Consider the following 21,879-nt stretch of genomic DNA (forward strand, 5'->3'; position numbering starts at 1 on the left):
CCTTTCGAGCGGTGGGGCCTTGAGGCTGTACCCCGCCGCTCGGAGAGCGTTTTAAGGGTTCGGAACCCATCACGACGATACATGGGCATCCTCTCTCGGGCGTCGTACGTCATCCGCTCGAAACTCAACGCCGTCCTGAACCGCGCGGAAGACCCCTCCGAGACGCTCGACTACTCTTACGAGCGCCTCCGGGACGAACTGCAGGACGTAAAGAAGGGTATCGCCGATTTGACGACACAGAAGAAGCGCCTCGAAATCCAGAAGCGCCGCCTCGAGGAGAACGTCGAGAAACACAACGAACAGGCCAGACAGGCCGTCGAACAGGACCGCGACGACCTCGCACGCCGCGCACTGGAGAAGAAGAAACAGAAGATGTCCCAAATCGAGGAGTTGGAGACCCAAATCGCGGACCTCCAGAACACACAGGACAATCTCGTCGAGAAGAAGAACGAACTCCAGAGCCGCATCGAGCAGTTCCGCACGGAAAAGGAGACGATGAAGGCCCGCTACGAGGCTGCAGAGGCCAGCACTCGCGTCAGCGAGGCGATGACCGGCGCCGGCGACGAGATGGAGAACGTCGGCCGCTCCATCGAGCGCGCCCGCGAGAAGACCGAGGACATGGAGGCTCGCGCCGCAGCCATGGACGAACTCCAAGAGAGCGGCGCCTTCGAGGACGCCCTCTCAGACGAGGACGAAATCGACCGCGAACTCAACTCCATGCAACGGGACGGAGAGGTCGAGGCCGAACTGGAGACGCTGAAGACCGAGGCCGGCAAGGGAAGCGTCGAGGAGGACCCGTCGGTCGACGCCGAGTCCGAAGCCGAAACCGAGACCGCCGACCCAGAAATCGAGGCCGAATTGGACGAACTGAAAGACGACGACGAGGAGTAGCTACGTCAGATTCGCCCGCCACTCCTCGGGGACCGGTGTCGGTTCGTCGGTTTCTGGGTCGACGATGACCTGCACCGTCCTCGCCGTCGCGACCGTCTCTTCGTCGGTCGCCAGCGTGATTTCGGTCGTGACGCTCGTCGTTCCCACGTCGAGTACCTCGACGGTGCCGACCACGCGGTCGCCGGCGAACAGTTCGGCGTGGTAGTCGACTTCCATTCGGACTGCCGGCCGGTAGTACTCCTCGAAGGTCGGCACCGTCTCCCGGAGGAACGACTCCCGAACCCGGCGGACGTACGTCGAGAACACCGCGTCGTCGACGTGTCGCTTGCCGGTGTCGAGGCTTCCGACGACGAGTTCGTGCTCGTAGTCGGTCATTCCTCGACGAAGTCGGGTTCGATGCGCTTCTCGTCGACTTCGCCTTCGAGGTGGTCGCGGAACGTCTCGACGTCGACGTCTTTGCGCTCGTTCTCGAAGCGGTCCCGAACCGAGACGGTGCCGGCCTCCTGTTCGTTGTCGCCGACGACGAGCATGTACGGCACCCGGTCGTCGTGGGCCTGCTGAATCTTCTTGCCGACCGTCCACGAGCGGTCCTCGATTTCGACGCGGAAATCACCGAGATAGCGGTTCTGGAGCTGTTTGGCGTAGCCGATGTTGTCGTCGGAGACGGGCAGGATGCGCACTTGCTCGGGCGCCAGCCACGTCGGGAAGTTCCCGTTGAAGTGCTCGATGAGTACCATGAAGAACCGCTCGTAGCTGCCGTACAGCGCGCGGTGAATCATCACCGGGCGGTGTTCTTCGTTGTCCTCGCCGGTGTAGGACAAATCGAACCGCTCGGGCATGTTGAAGTCCAGTTGGACCGTCGGGCCGTCCCAGTTCCGCCCGAGGGCGTCCTCGAAGGCGAAGTCGATCTTCGGGCCGTAGAAGGCCCCGTCGCCGGACTCGATGTCGTAGTCCATCCCGCTGGCTTCGAGTACGTCTCGGAGTTGGGATTCGGCCTGCTCCCAGATTTCGTCGCTGCCGACGGACTTCTCGGGGCGGGTCGCAAGCGCCACCTCGTAGTCGAGGTCGAAGGTCTCCAGGACCTCGTTAATCTGGTCCATGATGACGTTGACCTCCCGTTCGATGGACTCCGGCTTGACGAACAGGTGGCCGTCGTCGATGGTGAACGCCCACACCCGCGAGAGCCCGGAGAGTTCCCCGCGCTGTTCCTTGCGGTAGACCTTCCCGTTTTCGGCGTACCGGACGGGCAAGTCCCGGTAGGACCAGTTGCCCTGATTGAACACGGTCGCGTGGCCGGGGCAGTTCATCGGCTTGAGGCCGTACTCCTCGTCGTTGACATCGAGCAGGAACATGTCGTCGACGTAGTTGTCGTAGTGGCCGGACTTCTTCCATAGCTCCGTCCGGAACAGGTGTGGCGTCTCGACGAAGTCGTACCCCTCGGCGTCGTTGAGGTCGTCGACGAAGTCCTCCAACTCCCGCAGGACCGTCTTGCCGTTGGGGTGATACAGCGGCAGTCCCGGCCCCGTCACGTCGGGAATCGAAAACAGGTCCAACTCCTGGCCGAGTTTCCGGTGGTCCCGTTCCTTGGCCTCCTCGCGTCGCTGGAGGAACTCATCGAGGTCGGACTCGCTCTCGAAGGCCGTCCCGTAGACGCGAGTGAGCGTCTCGTTGTCCTCGTCGCCACGCCAGTACGCCGCCGCGATGTTCAGGAGTTCGATGGCACCGACTTTCCCCGTCGACTCGACGTGTGGCCCCTGACAGAGGTCCTGCCAGTCGTCTTGGACGTAAAACGAGACGGGGTCCTCGTCGGCGGCCTCGGTTTCGAGGATGTCTCGTTTGTACTCGTTGTCCTCGTAGATGTCGAAGGCCTCCTCTCGGGAGCGTTCGACGCGTTCGATGTCGTAGTCGGCCTCGATAATGTCGTACATCTCGGCCTCGATGTCTTCGAGGTCCTCGGCGTCGAGGTCGACGCCCGTGATGTCGTAGTAGAAGCCCTCGTCGGTCGGCGGGCCGATGGCGAGTTTCGCCTCGGGGTAGAGCCGCTGCAGCGCCTGTGCGAAGACGTGGGCCGCCGAGTGACGGAGGACGCGGAGATACTCCTCGGACTGGTCGGTGACGATGACGAGTTCGCAGTCCTCGTAGAGTGGTTCGACCTTGTCGACGAGGTCTCCATCGACCACGCCGGCTTTCGTGTCCGACCCGAGTCCGGGTCCGATTTCGTAGGCCACGTCCTCGACCGTCGACCCCTCCTCGACTTCGAGTTCGGAGCCGTCCGGCAAGGTGACGACGATATCGCTCATGCCTACGCAAAGCCAAGGCGGGCGGATAAGTGTTTAGAGACGGTGGCGAGTGTTACGGAGTGTCACGCCCCGGATTAATTACAGTTCCTCGCTCGACGACAGCGGCCCGTCCAGTCGCTCGGCGGCGTCCTCCTCCAGTTTGTACCGCTGGACCTTCCGGGTGCCACTCCGGGGGAGTTCGTCGACGAAGAACACCCGCCGGGGGTGAGCGTAGGTGGCGACGTGGTCGAGCGCGAACTCCCGGATTTCGCGCTCTGTGGGTGCGTCCTCGACGCCGGGTTCTAAGACGACGTAGGCGACCGGTGCCTCGCCTTTGACCTCGTGGTCGGCGGCGACGACGGCGGCGGCCTGTACGTCCGGGTGTTCGAACAGCGCATCCTCGACTTCGGCGGGGTAGACGTTCTCGCCGCCGACGATGAGCATGTCGTCGGCGCGGTCGACCATCCACAGAAAGCGGTCCTCGTCGACGCGGGCGATGTCGTCGGTGTAGAACCACCCCTCCTCGTCGAAGACCGCCTCCGTTTTCTCTGGGAGGCCGTGGTACCCCTCGAACACCTGCGGGCCGCGGATGGCGAGTTCGCCGGTGACCTGTGCTTCGTCATCGGGGTTGATGCCGTGGTCCTCGAGCGTCGTCGCCGACGTGGGGTCGAGCGCCTCGGCGGGCACCCGGAGGTCTCGGGTCATCGGGTCGACCAGTTTCAACTCGACGTTCGGCAGCGGCTGGCCGATACAGCCCGCGCCCTTGTGGACGCCGTACGTCGAGGAGGTGGTGCCGGCCGGTGAGGTCTCTGTCATGCCCCATCCCTCCGTCAGCGGCGTGTCGAAGGCGTCCTCGATGCGCCGTCGGGTGTCGTCAGCCAGCGGTGCGGCGCCGCTTCCCAGCGTCTTCAGACTCGAAACGTCGTACTGGTCGGGATTGTCCTCCATCTCGGCGAGCATCTCAATGTAGACGGCGGGGATGCCCGCGAACTGTGTCACCTCGAACTCGGTAATCGCCGACAGCAACTCCGAGGCGACGGGCATCGTCCGGAGGACGACCGTCGCGCCGTTGTAGAGACCGGTGAGCATCACGACGCTGAGGCCGTACATGTGGAACAGCGGGAGGAAACACAGCGCCACGTCCTCCTCGGGGTCCGCTCCGCTGCGGGAGGTGTAGGACTGGACCGTCGACAGGAGGTTCTCGTGGGTGGTCAACACGCCCTTCGGGTCGCCGGTGGTCCCGGAGGTGTAACACTGAACGGCCACGTCCTCGAAGTCCCGGTCGGGGCGGTCGAACTCCGTCGAGGCCGAATCGACGTGTTCGTCGTAGTCTTCCAATCCTTCGGCACCGCCGGGGATGAACGCCAGCGGCACCTCCTCGGCCAGTTCCGTGCCGACGCTGGGAAACACCGGCGAGGTAATCAGCGCCGCCGCGTCGGCATCTGCGAGGATGTACTTCAGCCGGCCAGTGTCCATTCGGTGATTCAGCGGTACGGCCACCGCACCCGTTTTGATGACCCCGAAGAAGGTCTCGGGGAACTGCAGGGAGTTCTCCAGATACATCGCCACCCGGTCGCCGGGTTCGATGCCCGCCTCGACGAGGGCGTTGGCCACTTGGTTCGACCGCGACTCCAAGTCGGCGTAGCTGTACTCCTCGCCGCGGTATTCGAGTGCGAGTGTCTCGCCGTAGCGTTCGGCCCCCATCGCCGGCACGTCGCCGACGTGCCGAAGCGGCTCCTGCTGGAAGTACTTCATCGATGGAGACGTGCTTGTGACGTGTTATCAAAAACCTTCGCCCTGTGGACGGAGGCGTCTTTTAGCCGAGGCCGAATCACACGACAGTCGCGCTCACTCGTAGCCGACCTCAGCGTCCAACTCGACGCCGCTCTTGGCGAAGGTGCCGGTTCCGCGGGCGAGTTGGTTCCCCTCGCCGTCTTCGAGGACGCCGTCGGCGATGAGTTGTTTCGGGTGGTCGTTGACGACCTCCGCCCGCGCAACGAGTTCGCCGGCCGAGACGGGGCGGGTCAACTGCAAATGGAAGTCCGTCGTCAACACGAACACGTCTTCGACGAGGGAGTTCGCCGCGAAGAACGTCGCGTCGTCGAGGGCTTTGAAGTAATAGGAGCCGTGGACGCCGCCGGCGGCGTGGTGGTACTCTTCGCCCACCTCGATTCGGAGTTCGGCAACGCCCTCGCGTTCGATGTGTAGCGTGGGGTCGGTCTCGTCGTTGCACGGCGCGGCGTGGTACATCCGTTCGAGTTTCCGGAAGTGTTCCATCCTCGGAGGCCTCGAAGCGGACGGTAATCGGCGTGTCGGTCGCCCCTTCGGGAGTCAGTACCGGGTCAAATCCCGTTCGAGGACGAAATCCGGCTCCTCGGAGATGGGTTGGCGGGCGTAGGCGGCGTCGGAGACGTGCCGGGGGGTTTCGGGAATGAGCATGCGAGCCTTCTCGGCGCCGGCCTCGGCAGCATCGCGGGCGACCGCAGCGGCCAACGACCGCAGCGCCTCGTGGTCGCTCCACGCGCCGACGCCGTATTCGGCCCACTGCCGTTCCTCGCCGTCTTCCTCCCGCTGGAAGGTTCGCGTCCGGTAGGTCGTCCCACGGACGCTGTCGGCGTCGGCGACGGTCAGCGTCGCCTCGGCGTCGGCCAGTCGCTCCGGGGTCAGTTCCGCAAGCGCCCACGACTCCTCGAGGTCGAGCCCGAGTCCCGAGAGTTCGTGGTAGGCGTCGCTGCCGTGGAAGGCGCTCCACGCCGCTTTTGAGTCGCTGAGTACGTCGAGTGTGGGGTCGGCCGTCTCATCGGGGTCGGGTTCGACCCAGCGGAACTCCGCCAGCGGCTCGAACCCCATCGACCGCGACTGGCCGAGGCCGGCGGCGTTCCAGGAAAAAACCATGTTCCGACAGACGGTCGCACCCCGGTCTGCGGCCCACTCGAAGACGGCCTCGGTCAGCGCAGGGCTGATACCCTCCCCGCGGTAGTCGGGGGCGACGCGCATTCCCTGTGCCCACGCCTCGTGCTCGGAGAGGGTCACGCCCTGACAGATGCCGACGGGGTCGCCGTCGACGACGGCGACGAGCGTCCGCTGTGTCGGCCCATCGGTGTCGACCCACTCCTCGAAGACGCGAGGGATGTAGTCGCCGCCCAACTCCGGCCAGGTATCCTGGGTGAATTCGACGACCGCCTCGCGGTCGGCGTGTCTGGCCTGCCGGACCGTCACGTCGGGTTCGCTCATCGGGTCAGGTCCACGGCACCGACCGTTCCTGCAGTTCGCCGGCGATGGGTCGCCGCATCGTCTCCTCGACGCTCTCGACGTTCGAAAGCGCCCACATCAGTTTGACGTACGCCGTCGCCGGAAGGGTGTCGCCGGCCTCGACGACGCCGGCCTCCAGGAGGTCCCGACCCGTGTCGTAGACGCGGTCACAGACCCGCCCCTCCAGACACTGACTCGTCATCACGACTGTTGTGCCGTCGTCGACCAACGCCTCGATTTTTTCTATCCACTCGGTGTTGACGTGACCCAGTCCCGTCCCTTCGAGGACGAGTCCAGAGGCGTCGGCGGCGAGGTCGAGCGTCTCCGCCGAGCGCCCGGGTACGAACTTCACGAGTTCCACGTCGGTAGCGAGGTCGGCGTGGATGTCCAACTCGACGGCATCGCGGTCGGCCACCTCCCGGCGGAACGACACCTCGCCGCTCTCCCACTCGACCTCGCCGAGGGGTTCCGCGCCGACCGTCTCGAAGGCGTCCCGCCGGGAGGTGTGGTTCTTCCGGACGCGCGTCCCGCGGTGGAGCGCGCAGGTGTCGTCGGACTCGGTTTCGTGCATACAGACGAGTACCTCGGAGTGTTCGGCTTTGGCCGCTTCGACCGCACAGACGGCGTTCATCACGTTGTCCGAGGAGGGTCGGTCCGCCGAGCGCTGGCTGCCGGTAAAGACGACGGGAACGGGCGTATCGAGCGTAAACGACAGCGCCGCGGCGGTGTACTGCATCGTGTCGGTGCCGTGCATGACGACGACGCCGTCGGCGCCCCTCTCGATTTCCTCGTGGACGGCTTCGGCGAGGTCGGTCCAGACGTCGGGCGTCATGTTCTCCGAGAGGATGTTCGCGACGACGCGACCCCGATAGTTCGCCCGGCCGGCGAGTTCGGGCACCGCACGCAGTACGTCTTCGGCGTCGAACTGGGCGGTGACCGCACCCGTCCGATAGTCGACCGTCGAGGCGATGGTACCACCCGTCGAGATGAGCGCGATGGTGGGCAGGTCGTCCTCGAAGGTGATTTCCGATTCGGAGTCGCCGTCTTGGGCGCTCTCGACGTCGTAGCTGTCGGTCTCCAGTACGTCGACGTTCGCGTCGGCGCGGTCGACGCCGACGTTGTAGCCGCCGTCGAGTTTGACGACGAGGTGGTCGGCGGTCGTCGAGGGCATGAGGACGCCCTCGTAAGTCGCTGTGCCGCGGTCGACGCGGACGCGGTCCCCGGGGTTCATACGTCCGGCTACCGTGCGGGCGGACTTGAAAGCCTCCCTTCGGGGTGGCTGGGAAAGACCGATACCGTTGGCGACGAAACGTGAACCCATGAGTCGCGACCGAATGCGGACCCGCGAGCGGTCCGACGAGGCCGACACCGTCGACACCTCCGAGTTCGATGTCGGTGCGGACGTGGCCGGCGAGGCGAGCGCCCCGAGCGAGACCGGCGAGTCGTCGGGACTTCGGGGACGGTTGGCCGCCCGCACCGAACGGCTGTTCTCGCCGCGTGCGTTCCTCGCCATCCTCCTGTTGTCGGTCGCGGGGCTGTTCACCGCCGGTACCTTCCTTCCGCTGCCGGGGTCGGGGTTGCTCGGCGTCTTCCTCGCGACGTTCGCTTTCGGACTGGTTGCTTCGGACCGTCGGTACGCCGAGGCCGCCGTCGCTGGCGGTATCACCGTCGGCGCCAGCGCGTTCCTTGACGCCGCCGTCGTCGCCTTCCTCGGCGGCTTCGGCGTCCCGCTTGCACTGCTCGGTGGCGGCGTCGGCGCGGCTGTCGCCGTCGTCGGAACATACTTCGGCCGGGACCTGCGGGCTGGACTGACGCGAGAAATCTGATTCAGACCAGCCGCCACGTCTTGCCGTCGCGTTCGACGACGCCGTGTGCCGACAACCCCTCCAGAGCGTCGGTGACGACGTCGGGTGGGGCTTCGACGCGGCGACTCAACCGTTCGGCCGTCGCGGGGCCGTCGGCGAGCGCCCGAAGCAAGTCCGCGTAGAACCGCCCGTCGAGTCCCTCGAAGTGTGAACTGATTCGGTCGAGCGTCTCCGTCAGCCGGCCTTGTACCCACCGCTGAGCCATCGACAGTTCGTTCTCCAGCCGTTCGAGTTCCTGTAACTCCTCGGTGAGGCCGGCGAGTTCGGGGTCGGCCGCGTCGGGGTCGCCGTTCTCGTCACCGGGGCGACAGCACTCCACGTCGAGTGAGACGTATCGCCAGGAGGTGATGTCGAAGTTCGGCGACGCCGAGTAGGCGCTTTTCGTCCCGAAGTCGTACGGCGAGACATTGACCTCCAGTCGGAGGTTCCGGGCGATGGAGAAGTACTTCCGGCGCCCCTCGTCGACAGTCGACTCGACGAGACCCGCCTCTTCCAGTTTCCGGAGGTGGTCGATGACTGCTTTCGGGCTGACGCCGAGGTATTCGCTGATTTCGGTGACGTAGCAGGGCTTTCGGGCGAGGAGCCGTAGGATGCGTCTACGGTTCTCGTTTCCCAGCAGGTCCAACAGCGCCGCCGAGTCCATTACGTTGGGCTTCGGTCCGCGGACGAAAAAGGGTGCCGCCCCGCCGCCAAGGGTTTTTCGAGTCAGTCGCCGCCGTCTCAGCGGTCGCTGCCGTTTCGTTCGGGGTCTTCGGCTGCAGCGTCGGCGCCGGCACTATTGTCGTCGCGTTCCTCGCTGTCGTCGCTTTCCTCGCGGTCTTCGGGCGCGCTACTGCCGCTGGAATCGGGAGAGCCGCCGTCGCCGTCGTCGGATACCGGGTCATCGCTGACGTCCGTCTCGACGGGCGGGCCGCCACCGTTCGAGGCCCCGGGAACGTCGACGGAGGTGTTCGAATCGCCGTCGGCATTACCGGTGTCCTCCGGTGGGCCGCGCTCGCCGTCGAACATCGGTCCAGCGAGGTCACGCGCCAACTCGGCCACCTCACCACCGCTGAGATTGTGGGCCTCGTTTCGAAGCGCGTCGAGTCGCGTCGTATCGACGCCGGCCTCCGCGGCGACCGATGCGGTCTCGTTGGCTGACTCCTCCAGTCCGTTCGCACCGGTCGTGACGTGTGCGGCTATCGCGCGGTTACGGACCTCCGAGTCCTCTTCCGAGATGGCCGCTCGGCGGTTCGCCAGCCGCTGTTGTCGTTGTTCGAGTTGCGCTTGCCGCTGTTCGATGAGTTCGCGCCGCTCCTCTTGGCTCTCAGCCCTATTCAACGACGCCTTGAACATGCCGTCGTCGACCTCGCCTTCGGCCTCGGCACTGCTGGCCTGCATGAACGACGAGACCGTCGCTCCGAAGGAGGCGTTCCCGCCGTCCGTCGTCTCGTTCGTCGGCTGGGTCTGTGCCGCGACGCCGCCCATCCCAGCCGTGAGGAGGACGGCGAGTGCCACCAAGACGCCAATACCGACAGCGATTCGTTTCATCACTGTTCTCTGGGGCACCTGACTCGGAAAAACCCCCCCCTCCGTTCTCATCGTTCAGTAGACGCCGAAACGACCCCAAACGGTCCAATAGAGTTTATACTGCTGTTAGGGGACTTCGAATCCACCTCTCGACACCGCCGTTTCGGATGACAGTCACGTCGGCTCTCGGGGTCCGATACCGCTTCCGTCCCGGACAAAGCTTATGCGTGTGACTGTCTAACACTCGCGTAGCGGCATGTTCGAACCGTTCTCAAGCGGCTACTACCTCGGGCGGCTCTACGTGGAGCCGCACGACGGCGACTGCGCAGTAATGCACCACGAACACCACGAGCGGGTTAATGACCGATTATACACCGAAAAAGCGGATTATTCCGGCCCGTTGGTGATGAAAATCGGCTCGGCACACGTTCCGGTCCACGGCGCCGAGGGCGTCCCCGGCCGGACCGTCGCGCTCCCGGAGTCGGTACTGCCGGCGACCGGCGTCGACAATCCGCCGACGCTCAGCGAGGTACTGTTGGCGAAAGCCGACCGCGCCGCCCAACTGCTGGGTATCGACGGCGATGCCACGGACTGCACCGACGGGGCCGCGGGCTTTTAGACGCCCGGCCACCTCGGTCCGGCGATGCTCGACGACCTCCTCGGCCGGACCGCACTGAAGGAACGCATCGCGGAACTGGAAGACGAGCGCGACCGTCTACAGGCGCAACTCGACGCCGAGAGCGAGCGCCGTGCCGACGCCGCCAGCGCCAGACAGGAGGCCGAAGAGCGGGTCAACCGCCTCGAAGACCGCATCGCCGACCTGAAGGGAAAAGTCGACGCCGAACACGAGACAGCCGACGTCGCATTTCGACACCGCGAAACCGTCCGCGGTTCCCGACTCGCCGAGATACGCGGGCGACTCACGTCCTTTGAGGGGTCCACCGAGACTGTCCTGACGGCGTTCGTCGACGACGAGGTGCCCGACGACGTTCGCGAACTCCTCGGTGACCGCACCCCGCTCGTCTCGCGGGCCGCGCCGTGTCTCGTCTGTGCCGACGACGCCGGCCTCCTGGCGGTCGCCATCCGGCCGCCGGTCGCTCCCGACCCGTTCGTCGAGTGGAACGCGACCCCGCGAATCGACCGCGAGTGGATAGCGCCGACCGGCCGGTTCGCGCTCGCGTTGGTTCGCTCGGACGTCTTCGCCGTCGGCGTCTACGAGGGCGACGAGCGCGTCGACTACGAGGGCTTCGAGAGCGACGTAAAGAGCGACCACTCGAAAGGCGGGTTCTCGCAGTCCCGTTTCGAGCGACTCCGCGACGAGCAAATCGCCGACCACGTCGAGAAGTGCGAGGACGCCCTCGCGGCCATCGACGCCGACCGACTGTACGTCGTCGGCGACCGCCGTCTTATCGGTGAGTTCGATGCCGACGTGACCGCCGCCGTCGATGCCACCGGCAAACCGCGAGCGGCCCTCGAGGACGCCTTCGATGACTTCTGGACCGTCCCGGTGTACGGACTGTAAACGCGCGGCGCGGACTGATGCGTTTATACTCACGGGTGGTGTCTTTCGGCGTATGCGCATCGCGATTCTCGCCCACGAGCAGTTCCCGGACAGCGCCAAAACCGCCGTCGGCATCCTCAGATACGGCGACGACGATGTCGTCGCGGTGCTCGACCGCGATTCGGTCGGAACGACCGTCTCCGACCACCTCCCCGATGTGGATTCCGATGCCCCGGTCGTCGAAAGCGTCGACGACGCCCCGGAGTTCGACGCCCTTATCGTCGGCATCGCGCCCATCGGCGGCGGCTTCGACGAGTCTTGGCGCCCGGACGTCCGCGGCGCCATCGAACGCGGCGCCGACGTAATCGCCGGCCTGCACTACTTCCTCGAAGACGACGAGGAGTTCGCCCGCCTCGCCGACGAACACGGCGTCGAGTTACGCGACGTACGGAACCCGCCCGAGGACCTCACCGTCGCCGAGGGCGTCGCCCGCGACCTCGACTGCGAAATCGTCCTGACGGTCGGCACCGACTGCTCGACCGGCAAGATGACGACGACGCTTGAGTTGGTCGAAGCCGCCCGCGAGGCCGGCCTCGACGCCGGGTTCATCCCGACGGGCCAGACGGGCATCATGATTGCCGGGTGGGGTATCCCAATCGACCGCACAATCAGCGACTTCACCAACGGCGCCGTCGAGCGCATGCTGAAGGAGGCCGCCGACGAGTACGACTACCTCTTCGTCGAGGGGCAGGGCTCGATTATCCACCCCGCCTACTCGGCGGTCACCTGCGGCATCCTCCACGGCGCGATGCCCGACCACCTCGTGTTGTGTCACGTCGCCGGTCGGGAGGCCATCCACGGCTACGAGTCGTTCCCAATTCCCGATCCCGGCGAGGTGGCGACGCTGTACGAGGACCTCGCGGAAGGCGTCGCGCCGACGGAACTGCTCGGCGGCGCGTTGAACACCTACGGCATGTCGCCCGACGAGGCCGAGGCGGCCATCGAAGCGTACGAGGACTCCATCGGCGTCCCCGCCGCCGACCCCGTCCGAGACGACGCCGCGAAAATCATCGAACAGTTATGAAGACCGACTTCGAGACCGTCGAGTTGCCACTCGACGTGCCGTTTACCATCTCCCGCGGAACGACCGAGACGACCAAAAACGTCGTCGTCACGATTGAGCACGGCGACGAAGTCGGATACGGCGCGGCCGCACCCTCGCGACACTACGGCGAGACACCCGCCACCGTCGAGGCGCTGTTGCCGGAGTACCTCGATGCGGTCGAGGCGGTCGGCGACCCCTTCGCTCGCCGCGAGATTCACGACCGGATGCTGTCGGTCGCACGCGACAACCCGGCGGCCCGCGCCGCCGTCGACATCGCCCTGTGGGACCTCGCGGGAAAACTGCTCGACCAGCCGGTGTACCGCCTGCTCGGTGCGTCGGCCGAAACCGAGCGTCCGCCCACCTCCTTCACCGTCGGCATCGACGACACCGACGCGATGAAGCGCCGCGCCCGCGCGGCCGTCGAGTCGGGGTATCCGGTTCTGAAGGTGAAACTCGGAACCGACCGCGACCGACGCATCATCGAGGCGATTCGCGCCGTCGCCCCCGACGTGTCCCTTCGGGTCGACGCCAACGAGGCGTGGACGCCGACCGAGGCGGTCCGCAACTGCGAGGCGCTGGCCGACCACGACGTCGAGTTCGTCGAACAGCCGGTTCCCGCGGAGAACCGCGAGGGCCTCCGATACGTCTCCGAGCGCTCGCCGCTCCCTATCGCGGCTGACGAGTCCTGTCTCACCGCCGTCGACGTGGCCGAGGTTGCTGACCGCTGTGACATCGTCAACCTGAAACTGATGAAGACGGGCGGCATCACGCCCGCTATCGAGGCGATTCACACCGCCCGCGCACACGGGCTGGAGGTGATGTGTGGCTGTATGCTCGAAACGAACGCCGCCATCGCGGGGGCGGTACACCTGCTACCGCTGCTCGATTACGCCGACCTCGATGGGTCGCTGTTGCTGGAGTCGGACCCCTACGAGGGCATCCCCGTCTCCGAGGGCCGGTTCGTCCTCGGTGCGGTCGAATGCGGGACGGGCGCTACGCCGCGGTGACGGCTGCTCAGACCACGTCGAAGGCGACCGCGACGGCGCCGTCGCCGATGACGCCGAAGTACGCGAACCGATAGCGGCCGGCCGACAGGTCCGGACACACCTCGAAGCGGTCGCCGGCTACCGCGTCCTCGATCAATTCGATGCGCCACTCGAACCCCTCGCTGGGTGCGTGTCCGATTGCCACGTCGGTGTAGCCGAACGAACTCTCTGACCCGCCGCGGACGTCCTGCCAGCCGTCCTCGGTGTACACCTGCAGATTGAACTTTCGTCTGTTTCCGGTCGAGACCTCCCGGTCGGTGACGTTCGTGAGCGAAATTTCGACGGTGTCGCCGCGCTCGTAGCTCGTTTCGGCGACCCGAAGCGCGAACGTCGGTTCGCCGTCCGTCTCGAAGTCGCCGTACTGTACGTCGGCTTCCTCGGCCCACTGCGGGTGGCGCTCGAAGGAGTCATCGTCACACGACAGCGGCGCGACGGGGTCGGCCTCGTCGTCGGGGCGGACGTACCCCGGCAGGTCGGCGGGGTCCGGCGACAGGGGGTCGTCGGCGCCTGCGGTGACCGTCGCCGTCTCACCCCACCCATCGGTGATGTCGAGGGATGTGTCGGTGACGGGTTCTCCGTCGAAGGTGACGCGAACGAGCGCCGACGGGAACGTCACCGCTTGCCCGCACCCTTCGTCGTCGCCGCTGGTGTCGACGGCAGAGGCCTCGCCGACCAGCGCCTCGTCCTCGACAGCGAAACCGCCGGCGTCGACCTCGGTGTAACAGGTGTTCGGACCGACGGCGGCGACGAGCAACACGACGCTCTCCTCGTAGTCGACGCCATCGAGGAACGAGCCGACGGCCTCGCGCCGGCTTTCCGGTAGTTCGTGGGGCCGAACGACGGCCTCCTGTCGCTGTTCGCTGTCGATGACGACGACGTGGCCCGTCGTCGACTCGTCGTACCACTCGGCCGAGCTATCGAGGCGATACTGCTGTATCTCGGTGTCTTTCACCGACGGTTCAGTGGGCGTTTCATCGGGAGTGCCGTTCGGTGTTCCGTCTCCGTTCCCGTTTTCATCGCCGTTACCGAGTCCGTTGAGACAGCCGGCGAGCGCGCCGACGAGACCGGCGCCGGCAACTCGGAGGGTCGTTCGTCTGTCGGGGGCCATATCATTGGATCGGTGACCGAGATAAGAGGCCCTTGTGGTGGCTCAAACGAGCGTTTGAGAGACGCCACTGCCACCGCTAACTGGCGGGAACAGCGCGAGTTCGTCGCCCTCCTCCAGTACCGTCTCGTGGCCGTCGTCTTTCACGAAGGGGTTGTGGTCGTTGCGGAGAACGCGGATGTGGTCGCGAATCTCGCCGTCGTCGAGCACTTCGTCTCTGAGTTCGGGATGGGTCTCCAGCAGTTGCTCGAAAGCCTCACCGAACGTGTCGCCGGGACCCGCCTCGACCGTGACACGTTTCGTGCCGGCGGCTTCGGCGAGGTTGGCGAACAGTCGCCATTCCATGGACGTTGGTCGGCGTGGCTCTCCCTTAGCGGTGTCGCCCGCGGACGACTCGGCGGGCGTGTCGACCGAACGCAACCCTTAGTGCTGTCGCTCGGCAACGGCGGTGTAATGCGCGACTCTTTCGAACTCCGGGACGGGGACGGCGCCGGCCGAATCGGCGAGCTCTCGGTCCCGCGGGCCGGTGTCACCGTCGAGACGCCCGCTCTCCTTCCGGTTATCAACCCCCATATCCGCACCATCGAACCCGCAGTGCTCGAAGCCGAGTTCGGTGCGGACGTTCTCATCACGAACGGCTACATCTTCTTCAAATCCGAGCAGTTCCGCGAGCGCGCCCTCGATGAGGGTCTCCACGACCTGCTCGAGTTTTCGGGCGCCATCATGACCGACTCGGGGTCGTTCCAACTGTCGGAGTACGGCGAAATTTCGGTGACGAACGAGGAGATACTCCGGTTCCAACACGACATCGGCTCCGACATCGGCACGCCGATAGACATCCCGACGCCCCCCGATGTCGGTCGCGAGCAGGCCGAATCCGACCTCGAAACGACTCAGGCGAGACTGGAGGCCGCCCAGTCGGTCGACGTCGGAGAGATGCTCGTCAACGCGCCGGTACAGGGGTCGACGTACCCCGACCTGCGGGAGACCGCCGGCGCACACGCCGCGGGCACCGACCTCGACGTGTTCCCCGTCGGTGCGGTCGTGCCGCTGATGAACAGCTATCGCTACGCCGAGATGGTCGAGGTCGTCCTCGCGGCGAAACGCGGCCTCGGTGTCGACGCCCCCGTCCACCTCTTCGGTGCCGGTCACCCGATGATGTTCGCCCTCGCCGTCGCCGCGGGGTGTGACCTCTTCGATTCGGCCGCCTACGCGCTGTACGCCCGCGACGACCGCTATCTCACCGTCTCCGGGACCGAACACCTCGAGGACCTCGATTACCTTCCGTGTGCGTGTCCGGTGTGTGCCGAACACACCCCCGAGAGCCTTCGGGCGACCGACGCCGACCGCCGCGAGGAACTGCTCGCCCGACACAACCTCCACGTCAGTTACCGAGAGTTGCGGACCGTCAAGCAGGCGATTCGGAAAGGGAACCTCCTTGAGTTGGTCGAACGCCGCGCCCGCGGGCATCCGGCGATGGTCGACGGCTACCGGGCGCTCTTGGACGGTGTTGACGAATTGGAGGCCCACGACCCAGTCTCGAAGGGGACGTTCTTCCATCTCTCCGCGGAGTCCGCCCAACGGCCGGAGGTCCGGCGGCACCACGACCGGCTGTCGCGACTCACCGTCGAGGGCGACCGCGTCCTGCTGTCGGAGGGCGACGACAACAGCCGCTTCGACGTGACGTGGCGGCTGCAAGCCCCGTTCGGCCCGTACCCGCCGGCGCTGTCGGACAGCTATCCGCTGACCGCGGAGATTCCGAACCGCCTCGACCCCGCCGCCTACGAGGCCGCCGCCGAGGGAGTCCGACGACTCGCCGCGGCCAACCCCGATACGGAGTTTTGGGTCGGCCACTGGGGGTGGCCCGAGACGGCACTGGCGGCGCTGCCCGAATCGGTCGGGACCGTCCAGTTGGGCGACGACAGCACGATTCCGGCATGGATGGACGGCGAGGCGGAGTGAGACCGAAGGAGGGTTACCCACCGGCCGACGAACCCCTCTATGACCGATTACTTCGAGGTTCACGAGCGCGACGCCGCCGCCCGTCGCGGCGAGTTGCGCCTCGCGGACGCCGTCTCGACACCGGCCCTCGTCGACGAGTTCGTCGACGATTCGGGCAGTCGCTGGCACGAGGCCCGCGAGGTGCCCGACGGCGACGACGCGCGGTTGACCATCCTCCCGCATCGGGCGCTGCCACCGGGAACCGAGCAACCGGTCGCCGAAGCCTTCTCGGGGGAATATCCAGACGTGGACTACCCAAGCGCCGCCGTTGTCTCCCCGGAGACGGCCGCCGACCACGGCACCGACGCCTACGTCCTCGCCGGCGGGCCGGGGTACGCCGGCCACGCAGAGGCGTTCGTCGAGGCAGTTCTCTCGGTTCGGGGTGCAATCCCCGACGACACCGCACTGTATCTCTCCGGGGTCGCGACGCCGGCCAACGCCGCCGTGTTAGTCTATTCGGGCGTCGACCTGCTCGACGAGAAACGCGCGAGAGCGCGTGGCCTGGAGGGGTTTTACCTCTCGACGGACGGCGAGGCGTTCCTCGAGGACCTCGATGAGTTGCCGTGTCCCTGTGAGGCCTGCCGAAAGCCCGTCTCGGAGTTCACCCGGGTCGACTGCGCCGACCACAACGCCAACGCCCTGCGTGCGGAACTCGCACGCGTCCGCCACCGGATTTCGGAGGGCCGACTGCGCGATTACGTCGAGGGACAGGCCCGCCACGAGGCGTGGCTGACGGCGACGTTCCGCCGACTCGACCAGCAGTACGGCTATCTCGAAGCACGGACGCCCGTGTTCCGGCGCAACGAACTGCTCGCGGCGACCGACGACGCGCTCCGGCGGGTCGAAATTCAACGGTTCGCCGACCGCGTGACGAGTCGCTACCGTCGCCGTCTCGACGCGCCGCTTGTCCTCGTCCCCTGTTCGGCCCGGAAACCCTACAGCGACTCCCAGAGCCACCAGCAGTTCTCGGAGGCCATCAAATATCGCGGCCACGTCGTCTCGATGACCTCCCCCATCGGCGTCGTCCCGAACGAACTTGAGACGACCTACCCAGCCCAACACTACGACAGCGTGGTGACCGGCAACTGGACGGAGACGGAAATCGAGTTCGTCGCCGCCGTTCTCGAACGCTATCTCGAACGCGCCGACTACGACCGTCACATCGCCCACGTCCCCGGTGAGGGGTATCGGGAAATCTGTGAACGCGTCGGCGACTCGCTGGACATCGACTTCGAGTACACCGTCGAAGACCACCCGACGACCGACGCCTCCCTCGACAACCTCGCCGCGGCGCTGGAGGGCGAGGATAGCTACTACAAGAGCGAACGCGAGGCGGCGACGGTGCGAGCCATCGCGGACTTCCAGTTCGGCGACGGTGCCGGCGACGAGGTGTTCGGCCCCGAGGTCGAAACCGAGAGCTACTACCCGAAACTCCGGGTCGTCGACGGCGAGGGCGAACTGCTTGCGACGCAGGTCGCCCAGTACGGCACCCTGTCGTTGACGCTGGCCGGCGCCCGGGCGTGGCTCGACAGCGACGCACCGACCAAGCGAGTCGAAATCGACGCCTTCGTCCCCAGCGGAAGCGTCCTCGCGCCGGGTGTCGTCGACGCCGACGACTCGATTCGCCCCGGCGACGAAGTCGTCTTCGAGGGGCCGAAGGCCTTCGGCATCGGTCGGGCGGCCTGCCACGGCGCGGCGATGGTTGAGGGAAGCCGGGGCGTCGCCGTCGACGTACGCCACTGCGAAGAGTCATAGGTTTCTTTTCGCCGGGTGTCGGGAATGGGGGTATGGACCGCCCTGCCCTCCTCGCAGTCCCGGTTGCAGTCGTATCGGCACTCGTCGTTCCGTTGCGGAGTCTCGTTGCTTTTCAATCGCTTCAGGATTTCTTCGGCCTGACTACCCTGTCGCTGCTGATTCGCCCGCTTTGGATGTCCGTCGCCATCGTCGGCTTCGCCGCCGTCGGCTACGCCTACGGAACGACTGCCCGTAGTAAACCGACGGGCGTCCTCGCCGTCGCGGCGCTGGCGGGGTTCGTCGGTTCCGCCGTCGGATACCTCTTCGTTCGCTTCGGGGCCGACACGGTCGCCCAACGGGGGTCGCTCCTCGTCGAGATGGGAATTCTCGGTGGATACGCGATGCTGGATGCGGCCCTGTTCGGTCTTCTCGTCGTCGGCGGGTACGCCCTCACCTTCGAGACGGGTCGGTCGGAATAGTTCCCTCGACGCAGGCGCCGGCCACCTTTTTACTGTCGTGGCACCACTACGCCGTATGGACGAAATTTCGCTCGGCGTCCCACAGCCGCTTCTCGACGCGCTTCCGGAGGACGGACAGGCTGCCGCACAGGATATGCAACGGGCCGTCGAGGGGTACGAACAGCGTCTCAACGGTGCAATCGAGGAGGCCGACGACGACGCCGAAGCCGCGAGCAGCGCGCTCGACCTCATCGAGCACTTCGACGCCCGTCGTGAGCGCTTCGACGAGTTCGTCCCCGAACTCCGGGCGTGGGGGCAGTCGCCCATCTTCGCCATCGCGTGGCGGAACCTCTATGCGGACCTCGTCGCCCAACTGTACGAACACGACTGGCTGGCGGCGCAACTCGACCGCGAACGCAACGCCCGCCTCGTCGAAGACGGCATCCGACTCTCGGATTTATGAGCGGGACGGACCAACAGCAGGGCATGAACCTCGAGTTGCGGTTTTTCGCGACGTTTCGGAAGGCCGTCGGTCAGAAAGTCGTCGAACGGGAGTACGACGACGACGCGACGGTCGGCGACGTGCTCGCGGCAATCGAATCGGAGTGGCCGGAACTCGTCGGCGAAATCCTCGACGACGACGGCGACATCCAGCCGCAGTTGACCATCCTCAAGAACGGCCGGGAGGTGGTCCACATCGACGGCACCGAGACGGAACTGGACGACGGCGACCGGTTGAGCGTCTTCCCGCCGGTGGCGGGTGGATAGATGCAGGAGACCCGGCAGTTCCGCGGTATCTCGAAGCGGTTGGCCGCGGACTACCTCGAAAACCTCGGCGGCGCCCGAACCGACGAGAGCGGTGACCGAATCGAGGGCGACGGCTGGCACGCCGACCTCTCCGAGGAGCAAGTGGATGTCGTCGGGTCGATAACGCTGACCGAAGTGACCGTCGACTTCGAGGGCGACGACGAGACGCTGGAACCGCTCATCGAGGACTTCGCCCGGAAGGCGATGCGTGCGGGTGGGTAGATGGCGGGCGGTCCGCTACAGGGCAACGCGCTCGTCGTCGCGGCCGCGAAAGCCTCGGTCTCCGGCGAAACGCTCCCCGACCTTGTCGACCGAGCCCAGGCGTACCTCGGCGCTCGACGCCCCGACTACGGCCGACGCTACGAATGTGTCCACGAGGACGAATCGACGGCCGTCTTCCTCACCAGCGAGGGCCACTGGGCCGAGATTGGCGAGGAACTGTCCCTTACCGACCGCGAGTGGAAGGCGATACGCCGCGCTCACGCCGAACACCTGAAGCGACTCGGTGACGACCTCGACCGCCGCCAGGAGTTCGAGACGGCACTGGAGGTGCGGGAGGCCGTCGTCATCGGGAAATGAACGCCTCGATGTCGGCGCCCGTTCGCTCGGGGAACTCGGCATGGAGCCAGTGACTCGCCTCCGGGTAGTGTTCGACCGTCACGTCGTCGAGTTCTCGCTGGATGACGTTGGGAATGTGCCCGCCGAGTGCGCGGTCGCGTTCGCCCCACAGCAGTAGCGTCTCGGCGCGGACGCGTCGGCCGGCGTCCCAGCGGTTTCGCCACAGTCGCTGGACGTTCTCCCGCCCGAACGCCCGGTAGTAATCGAGCATCGCCCGAATCGCACCCTCCCGTCGCCACGCCCTCCGGTACGTCGCGATATCGTCGTCGGTGTAGGCTCCCGGGGCAGGGTCCTCACGGAACAGTCGTTCGAGCAACGCGAAGTCGTTGGCCGAAAGCACCCGCTCGGGAATCGCGGGCACCTGGAAGAAGCCGGCGTACCACGACCGAAGCGCCTGTCTGAGTGTGAACTGCCCCTCGAAGGCACCGGGATAGGGTGCGTTGAGGACGACCAGTCGGTCGAGGACTTCGGGTCGCTGGAGGGCGGTCCCGAAGGCGACGACGCCGCCCCAGTCGTGGCCGACGACGTGGGCCGTCTCGTGGCCGGTCGTCCGTATCAGCCCCGCCACGTCCTCGGTTACTGCTTCGAGTCGGTACTGTTCGACCTCGTGGGGCTTCTCCGAGCGATTGTAGCCGCGCAGGTCGGGAACGACGACGTGGAACGATTCGGCGAGCCGGTCGATGTGTCGCCGCCACGCCCACCAGCACTCCGGAAAGCCGTGGAGTAAGACGACCGCCGGTGCTGTGGGGTCGCCCGCGGAGACGTAGTGGAGGTCGAGACCGCCGACGTCCGCGATTCGGTGGCTCCAGCCCCGTTCGTCGGTCCACTCGTCCCGTCCGTCTCGTCGGAGTGCCGGCTGGCTCATACGCGTCGTTGGGCGGCCGGATGCTTGAGCACCGGGTTCGAAGTGCCGTTCGCCGGTTTTTCGATGCCCGCCTACTCGCCCTCGACGCCGGTCGCATCGAAGCCGAGTTCCTCGACACCTTCGACGATGGCCGTCTGGTCGGCGTCGGCCTCGTAGTAGAACACCACGTCGTAGGTGCCGTCGCGGACGAGCTGTTGGCACTCCCAGACGAACTCCTCGTCGTCGAGAGTGAGCCCCTGATGTTGGTTGACGCCGAAGCGGTCGTCGTCGTTGCCGGAGTACACGTAGGTGTCAGTCGGGTCGATGCCGGCGGCTTCGGCGATGATATCGCCGATGTCGAGGGTGGCCTGATGGAGCGTCGGCTCCTCCTCGCCGGTCAATTCGCTCCGGACGATGACGCCGTTCAGTTGGATGTCTCCGGGTTCGAGCAGCGCCCTCGTCCGCTGATAAAGGTCGTCGTCGATAGCGTCTGCCATTGAGATAGCAGAGGCTATCGAGGGTAATACAGGTCACGGTCCGCGCCGGAAGCCCGCACCGCGCCGAAGTCGTAAACGCTGTACCGGTGTGCCGTCTTACAGACGGGTCAGATTCTTCGCGCGCGGGCCCTTCTCGGCTTCCTCGATGTCGAACTCGACTTCCTGCCCCTCCTCGAGGTCAGGACCGCCGACGTCCTCCATGTGGAAGAACACGTCTTCGTCCGCGTCGTCAGTTTCGATGAATCCGTAGCCGCCAGTGTCGTTGAAGAAGTCAACCGTACCAGTCGCCATTGCAACTGTCGGGATGACGTGGGTGCATAAAAAGCCTACGGCTACATGACTGTGAACCGACTGTTTTCGGGGGTCG

26 protein-coding genes are annotated in these 21,879 nt (G+C 66.0%); 13 read left to right on the top strand and 13 right to left on the bottom strand.

All coding sequences use genetic code 11. The features are described from left to right. Positions 1–81: 81 nt before the first annotated feature. Complete coding sequence (locus NMP98_RS17610; RefSeq protein WP_254859157.1) at positions 82–891, top strand: PspA/IM30 family protein; 810 nt, start codon at positions 82–84, stop codon at positions 889–891. Here the strand turns inward: NMP98_RS17610 and NMP98_RS17615 are convergent, their stop codons facing one another. The 6 genes from NMP98_RS17615 to gatD all read right to left on the bottom strand — a co-directional run bounded on the left by NMP98_RS17615 (position 892) and on the right by gatD (position 7,653). Next, on the bottom strand, positions 892–1,266 hold the full coding sequence (locus tag NMP98_RS17615) for an acyl-CoA thioesterase (protein WP_254859158.1): 375 nt from the start codon (positions 1,264–1,266) through the stop codon (positions 892–894). Beyond that, positions 1,263–3,191 (bottom strand): threonine--tRNA ligase, encoded by a 1,929-nt coding sequence (thrS, locus tag NMP98_RS17620; RefSeq protein WP_254859159.1) that lies wholly within the window; start codon positions 3,189–3,191, stop codon positions 1,263–1,265. The genes NMP98_RS17615 and thrS overlap by 4 nt, the downstream gene beginning before the upstream one ends. Before the next feature lie 78 nt (positions 3,192–3,269). Then, the gene (locus NMP98_RS17625) at positions 3,270–4,925 is read right to left on the bottom strand and encodes a class I adenylate-forming enzyme family protein (protein ID WP_254859160.1); all 1,656 of its coding nucleotides are present in this window, start codon (positions 4,923–4,925) and stop codon (positions 3,270–3,272) included. Between the two features lie 93 nt (positions 4,926–5,018). After that, positions 5,019–5,447 carry a PaaI family thioesterase gene (locus NMP98_RS17630; RefSeq protein WP_254859161.1) on the bottom strand — a complete coding sequence of 143 codons (429 nt, stop codon included), beginning with the start codon at positions 5,445–5,447 and terminating at the stop codon, positions 5,019–5,021. Positions 5,448–5,501: 54 nt separating this feature from the next. Continuing rightward, positions 5,502–6,404: a GNAT family N-acetyltransferase gene (locus NMP98_RS17635; protein ID WP_254859162.1), complete on the bottom strand. Its 903-nt coding sequence runs from the start codon at positions 6,402–6,404 to the stop codon at positions 5,502–5,504. 4 nt (positions 6,405–6,408) lie between these two features. Further along, on the bottom strand, positions 6,409–7,653 hold the full coding sequence (gene gatD, locus NMP98_RS17640; RefSeq protein WP_254859163.1) for a Glu-tRNA(Gln) amidotransferase subunit GatD: 1,245 nt from the start codon (positions 7,651–7,653) through the stop codon (positions 6,409–6,411). An 88-nt stretch (positions 7,654–7,741) separates the two neighbouring features. Between gatD and NMP98_RS17645 the strand changes: the two genes are divergently transcribed. Then, positions 7,742–8,248, top strand: a complete 507-nt coding sequence (locus NMP98_RS17645) for a DUF8526 domain-containing protein (protein WP_254859164.1) — start codon at positions 7,742–7,744, stop codon at positions 8,246–8,248. Position 8,249: 1 nt separating this feature from the next. Here NMP98_RS17645 and NMP98_RS17650 read toward each other — a convergent pair whose 3' ends face one another. Next, positions 8,250–8,930 carry an ArsR/SmtB family transcription factor gene (locus NMP98_RS17650; protein WP_254859165.1) on the bottom strand — a complete coding sequence of 227 codons (681 nt, stop codon included), beginning with the start codon at positions 8,928–8,930 and terminating at the stop codon, positions 8,250–8,252. A 77-nt stretch (positions 8,931–9,007) separates the two neighbouring features. Next, positions 9,008–9,817, bottom strand: a complete 810-nt coding sequence (locus NMP98_RS17655) for a hypothetical protein (protein WP_254859166.1) — start codon at positions 9,815–9,817, stop codon at positions 9,008–9,010. 235 nt (positions 9,818–10,052) lie between these two features. On the opposite strand from NMP98_RS17655, the gene NMP98_RS17660 reads away from it, so the two are divergent. From NMP98_RS17660 to NMP98_RS17675, 4 genes are read left to right on the top strand one after another with little or no spacing between them, the layout of a single operon-like run. Next, on the top strand, positions 10,053–10,415 hold the full coding sequence (locus tag NMP98_RS17660) for a DUF5802 family protein (RefSeq protein WP_254859167.1): 363 nt from the start codon (positions 10,053–10,055) through the stop codon (positions 10,413–10,415). A gap of 24 nt (positions 10,416–10,439) precedes the next feature. Next, entirely contained in the window at positions 10,440–11,318 is an 879-nt protein-coding gene (locus tag NMP98_RS17665; protein ID WP_254859168.1) for a Vms1/Ankzf1 family peptidyl-tRNA hydrolase, read from the top strand. Positions 11,319–11,370: 52 nt separating this feature from the next. Continuing rightward, positions 11,371–12,381 carry an N-acetyltransferase DgcN family protein gene (locus tag NMP98_RS17670; RefSeq protein ID WP_254859169.1) on the top strand — a complete coding sequence of 337 codons (1,011 nt, stop codon included), beginning with the start codon at positions 11,371–11,373 and terminating at the stop codon, positions 12,379–12,381. Beyond that, positions 12,378–13,409, top strand: a complete 1,032-nt coding sequence (locus NMP98_RS17675) for a dipeptide epimerase (protein ID WP_254859170.1) — start codon at positions 12,378–12,380, stop codon at positions 13,407–13,409. Before NMP98_RS17670 ends, NMP98_RS17675 begins: the two co-directional genes overlap by 4 nt. A gap of 7 nt (positions 13,410–13,416) precedes the next feature. Here the strand turns inward: NMP98_RS17675 and NMP98_RS17680 are convergent, their stop codons facing one another. Further along, entirely contained in the window at positions 13,417–14,556 is a 1,140-nt protein-coding gene (locus tag NMP98_RS17680) for a hypothetical protein (protein WP_254859171.1), read from the bottom strand. 42 nt (positions 14,557–14,598) lie between these two features. Further along, entirely contained in the window at positions 14,599–14,898 is a 300-nt protein-coding gene (locus NMP98_RS17685) for a ubiquitin-like small modifier protein 1 (RefSeq protein ID WP_254859172.1), read from the bottom strand. 108 nt (positions 14,899–15,006) lie between these two features. Here NMP98_RS17685 and tgtA point away from each other — a divergent pair, with 108 nt between their 5' ends. From tgtA to NMP98_RS17720, 7 genes are read left to right on the top strand one after another with little or no spacing between them, the layout of a single operon-like run. Next, positions 15,007–16,515 (top strand): tRNA guanosine(15) transglycosylase TgtA, encoded by a 1,509-nt coding sequence (tgtA, locus tag NMP98_RS17690; protein ID WP_254859173.1) that lies wholly within the window; start codon positions 15,007–15,009, stop codon positions 16,513–16,515. A gap of 39 nt (positions 16,516–16,554) precedes the next feature. Then, positions 16,555–18,309 (top strand): archaeosine synthase subunit alpha, encoded by a 1,755-nt coding sequence (arcS, locus tag NMP98_RS17695; RefSeq protein ID WP_254859174.1) that lies wholly within the window; start codon positions 16,555–16,557, stop codon positions 18,307–18,309. A gap of 32 nt (positions 18,310–18,341) precedes the next feature. Further along, on the top strand, positions 18,342–18,767 hold the full coding sequence (locus tag NMP98_RS17700; protein ID WP_254859175.1) for a hypothetical protein: 426 nt from the start codon (positions 18,342–18,344) through the stop codon (positions 18,765–18,767). Positions 18,768–18,822: 55 nt separating this feature from the next. Beyond that, positions 18,823–19,209, top strand: coding sequence for a DUF7971 family protein (locus tag NMP98_RS17705; protein WP_254859176.1), 387 nt, complete (start codon positions 18,823–18,825; stop codon positions 19,207–19,209). Positions 19,210–19,232: 23 nt separating this feature from the next. Next, positions 19,233–19,514, top strand: a complete 282-nt coding sequence (locus tag NMP98_RS17710; RefSeq protein ID WP_254861340.1) for a ubiquitin-like small modifier protein 1 — start codon at positions 19,233–19,235, stop codon at positions 19,512–19,514. Further along, a complete protein-coding gene (locus NMP98_RS17715; RefSeq protein WP_254859177.1) occupies positions 19,515–19,775 on the top strand; it encodes a MoaD-like domain-containing protein in 261 nt (86 codons plus the stop codon). Further along, positions 19,776–20,132 (top strand): DUF8048 family protein, encoded by a 357-nt coding sequence (locus NMP98_RS17720; protein ID WP_254859178.1) that lies wholly within the window; start codon positions 19,776–19,778, stop codon positions 20,130–20,132. It abuts the gene before it with no gap. Here the strand turns inward: NMP98_RS17720 and NMP98_RS17725 are convergent. The 3 genes from NMP98_RS17725 to NMP98_RS17735 all read right to left on the bottom strand — a co-directional run bounded on the left by NMP98_RS17725 (position 20,119) and on the right by NMP98_RS17735 (position 21,803). Then, entirely contained in the window at positions 20,119–21,036 is a 918-nt protein-coding gene (locus tag NMP98_RS17725; protein WP_254859179.1) for an alpha/beta fold hydrolase, read from the bottom strand. The two genes, NMP98_RS17720 and NMP98_RS17725, sit on opposite strands and share 14 nt — an antisense overlap. Before the next feature lie 71 nt (positions 21,037–21,107). Next, on the bottom strand, positions 21,108–21,512 hold the full coding sequence (locus NMP98_RS17730) for a DUF5778 family protein (RefSeq protein WP_254859180.1): 405 nt from the start codon (positions 21,510–21,512) through the stop codon (positions 21,108–21,110). Positions 21,513–21,608: 96 nt separating this feature from the next. Beyond that, on the bottom strand, positions 21,609–21,803 hold the full coding sequence (locus NMP98_RS17735) for a cold-shock protein (RefSeq protein WP_156709831.1): 195 nt from the start codon (positions 21,801–21,803) through the stop codon (positions 21,609–21,611). Between the last annotated feature and the right edge of the window lie 76 nt (positions 21,804–21,879).

Origin of the sequence: Natronomonas gomsonensis (assembly GCF_024300825.1) — an archaeon.
In the GTDB taxonomy this organism is placed as follows: domain Archaea; phylum Halobacteriota; class Halobacteria; order Halobacteriales; family Haloarculaceae; genus Natronomonas; species Natronomonas gomsonensis.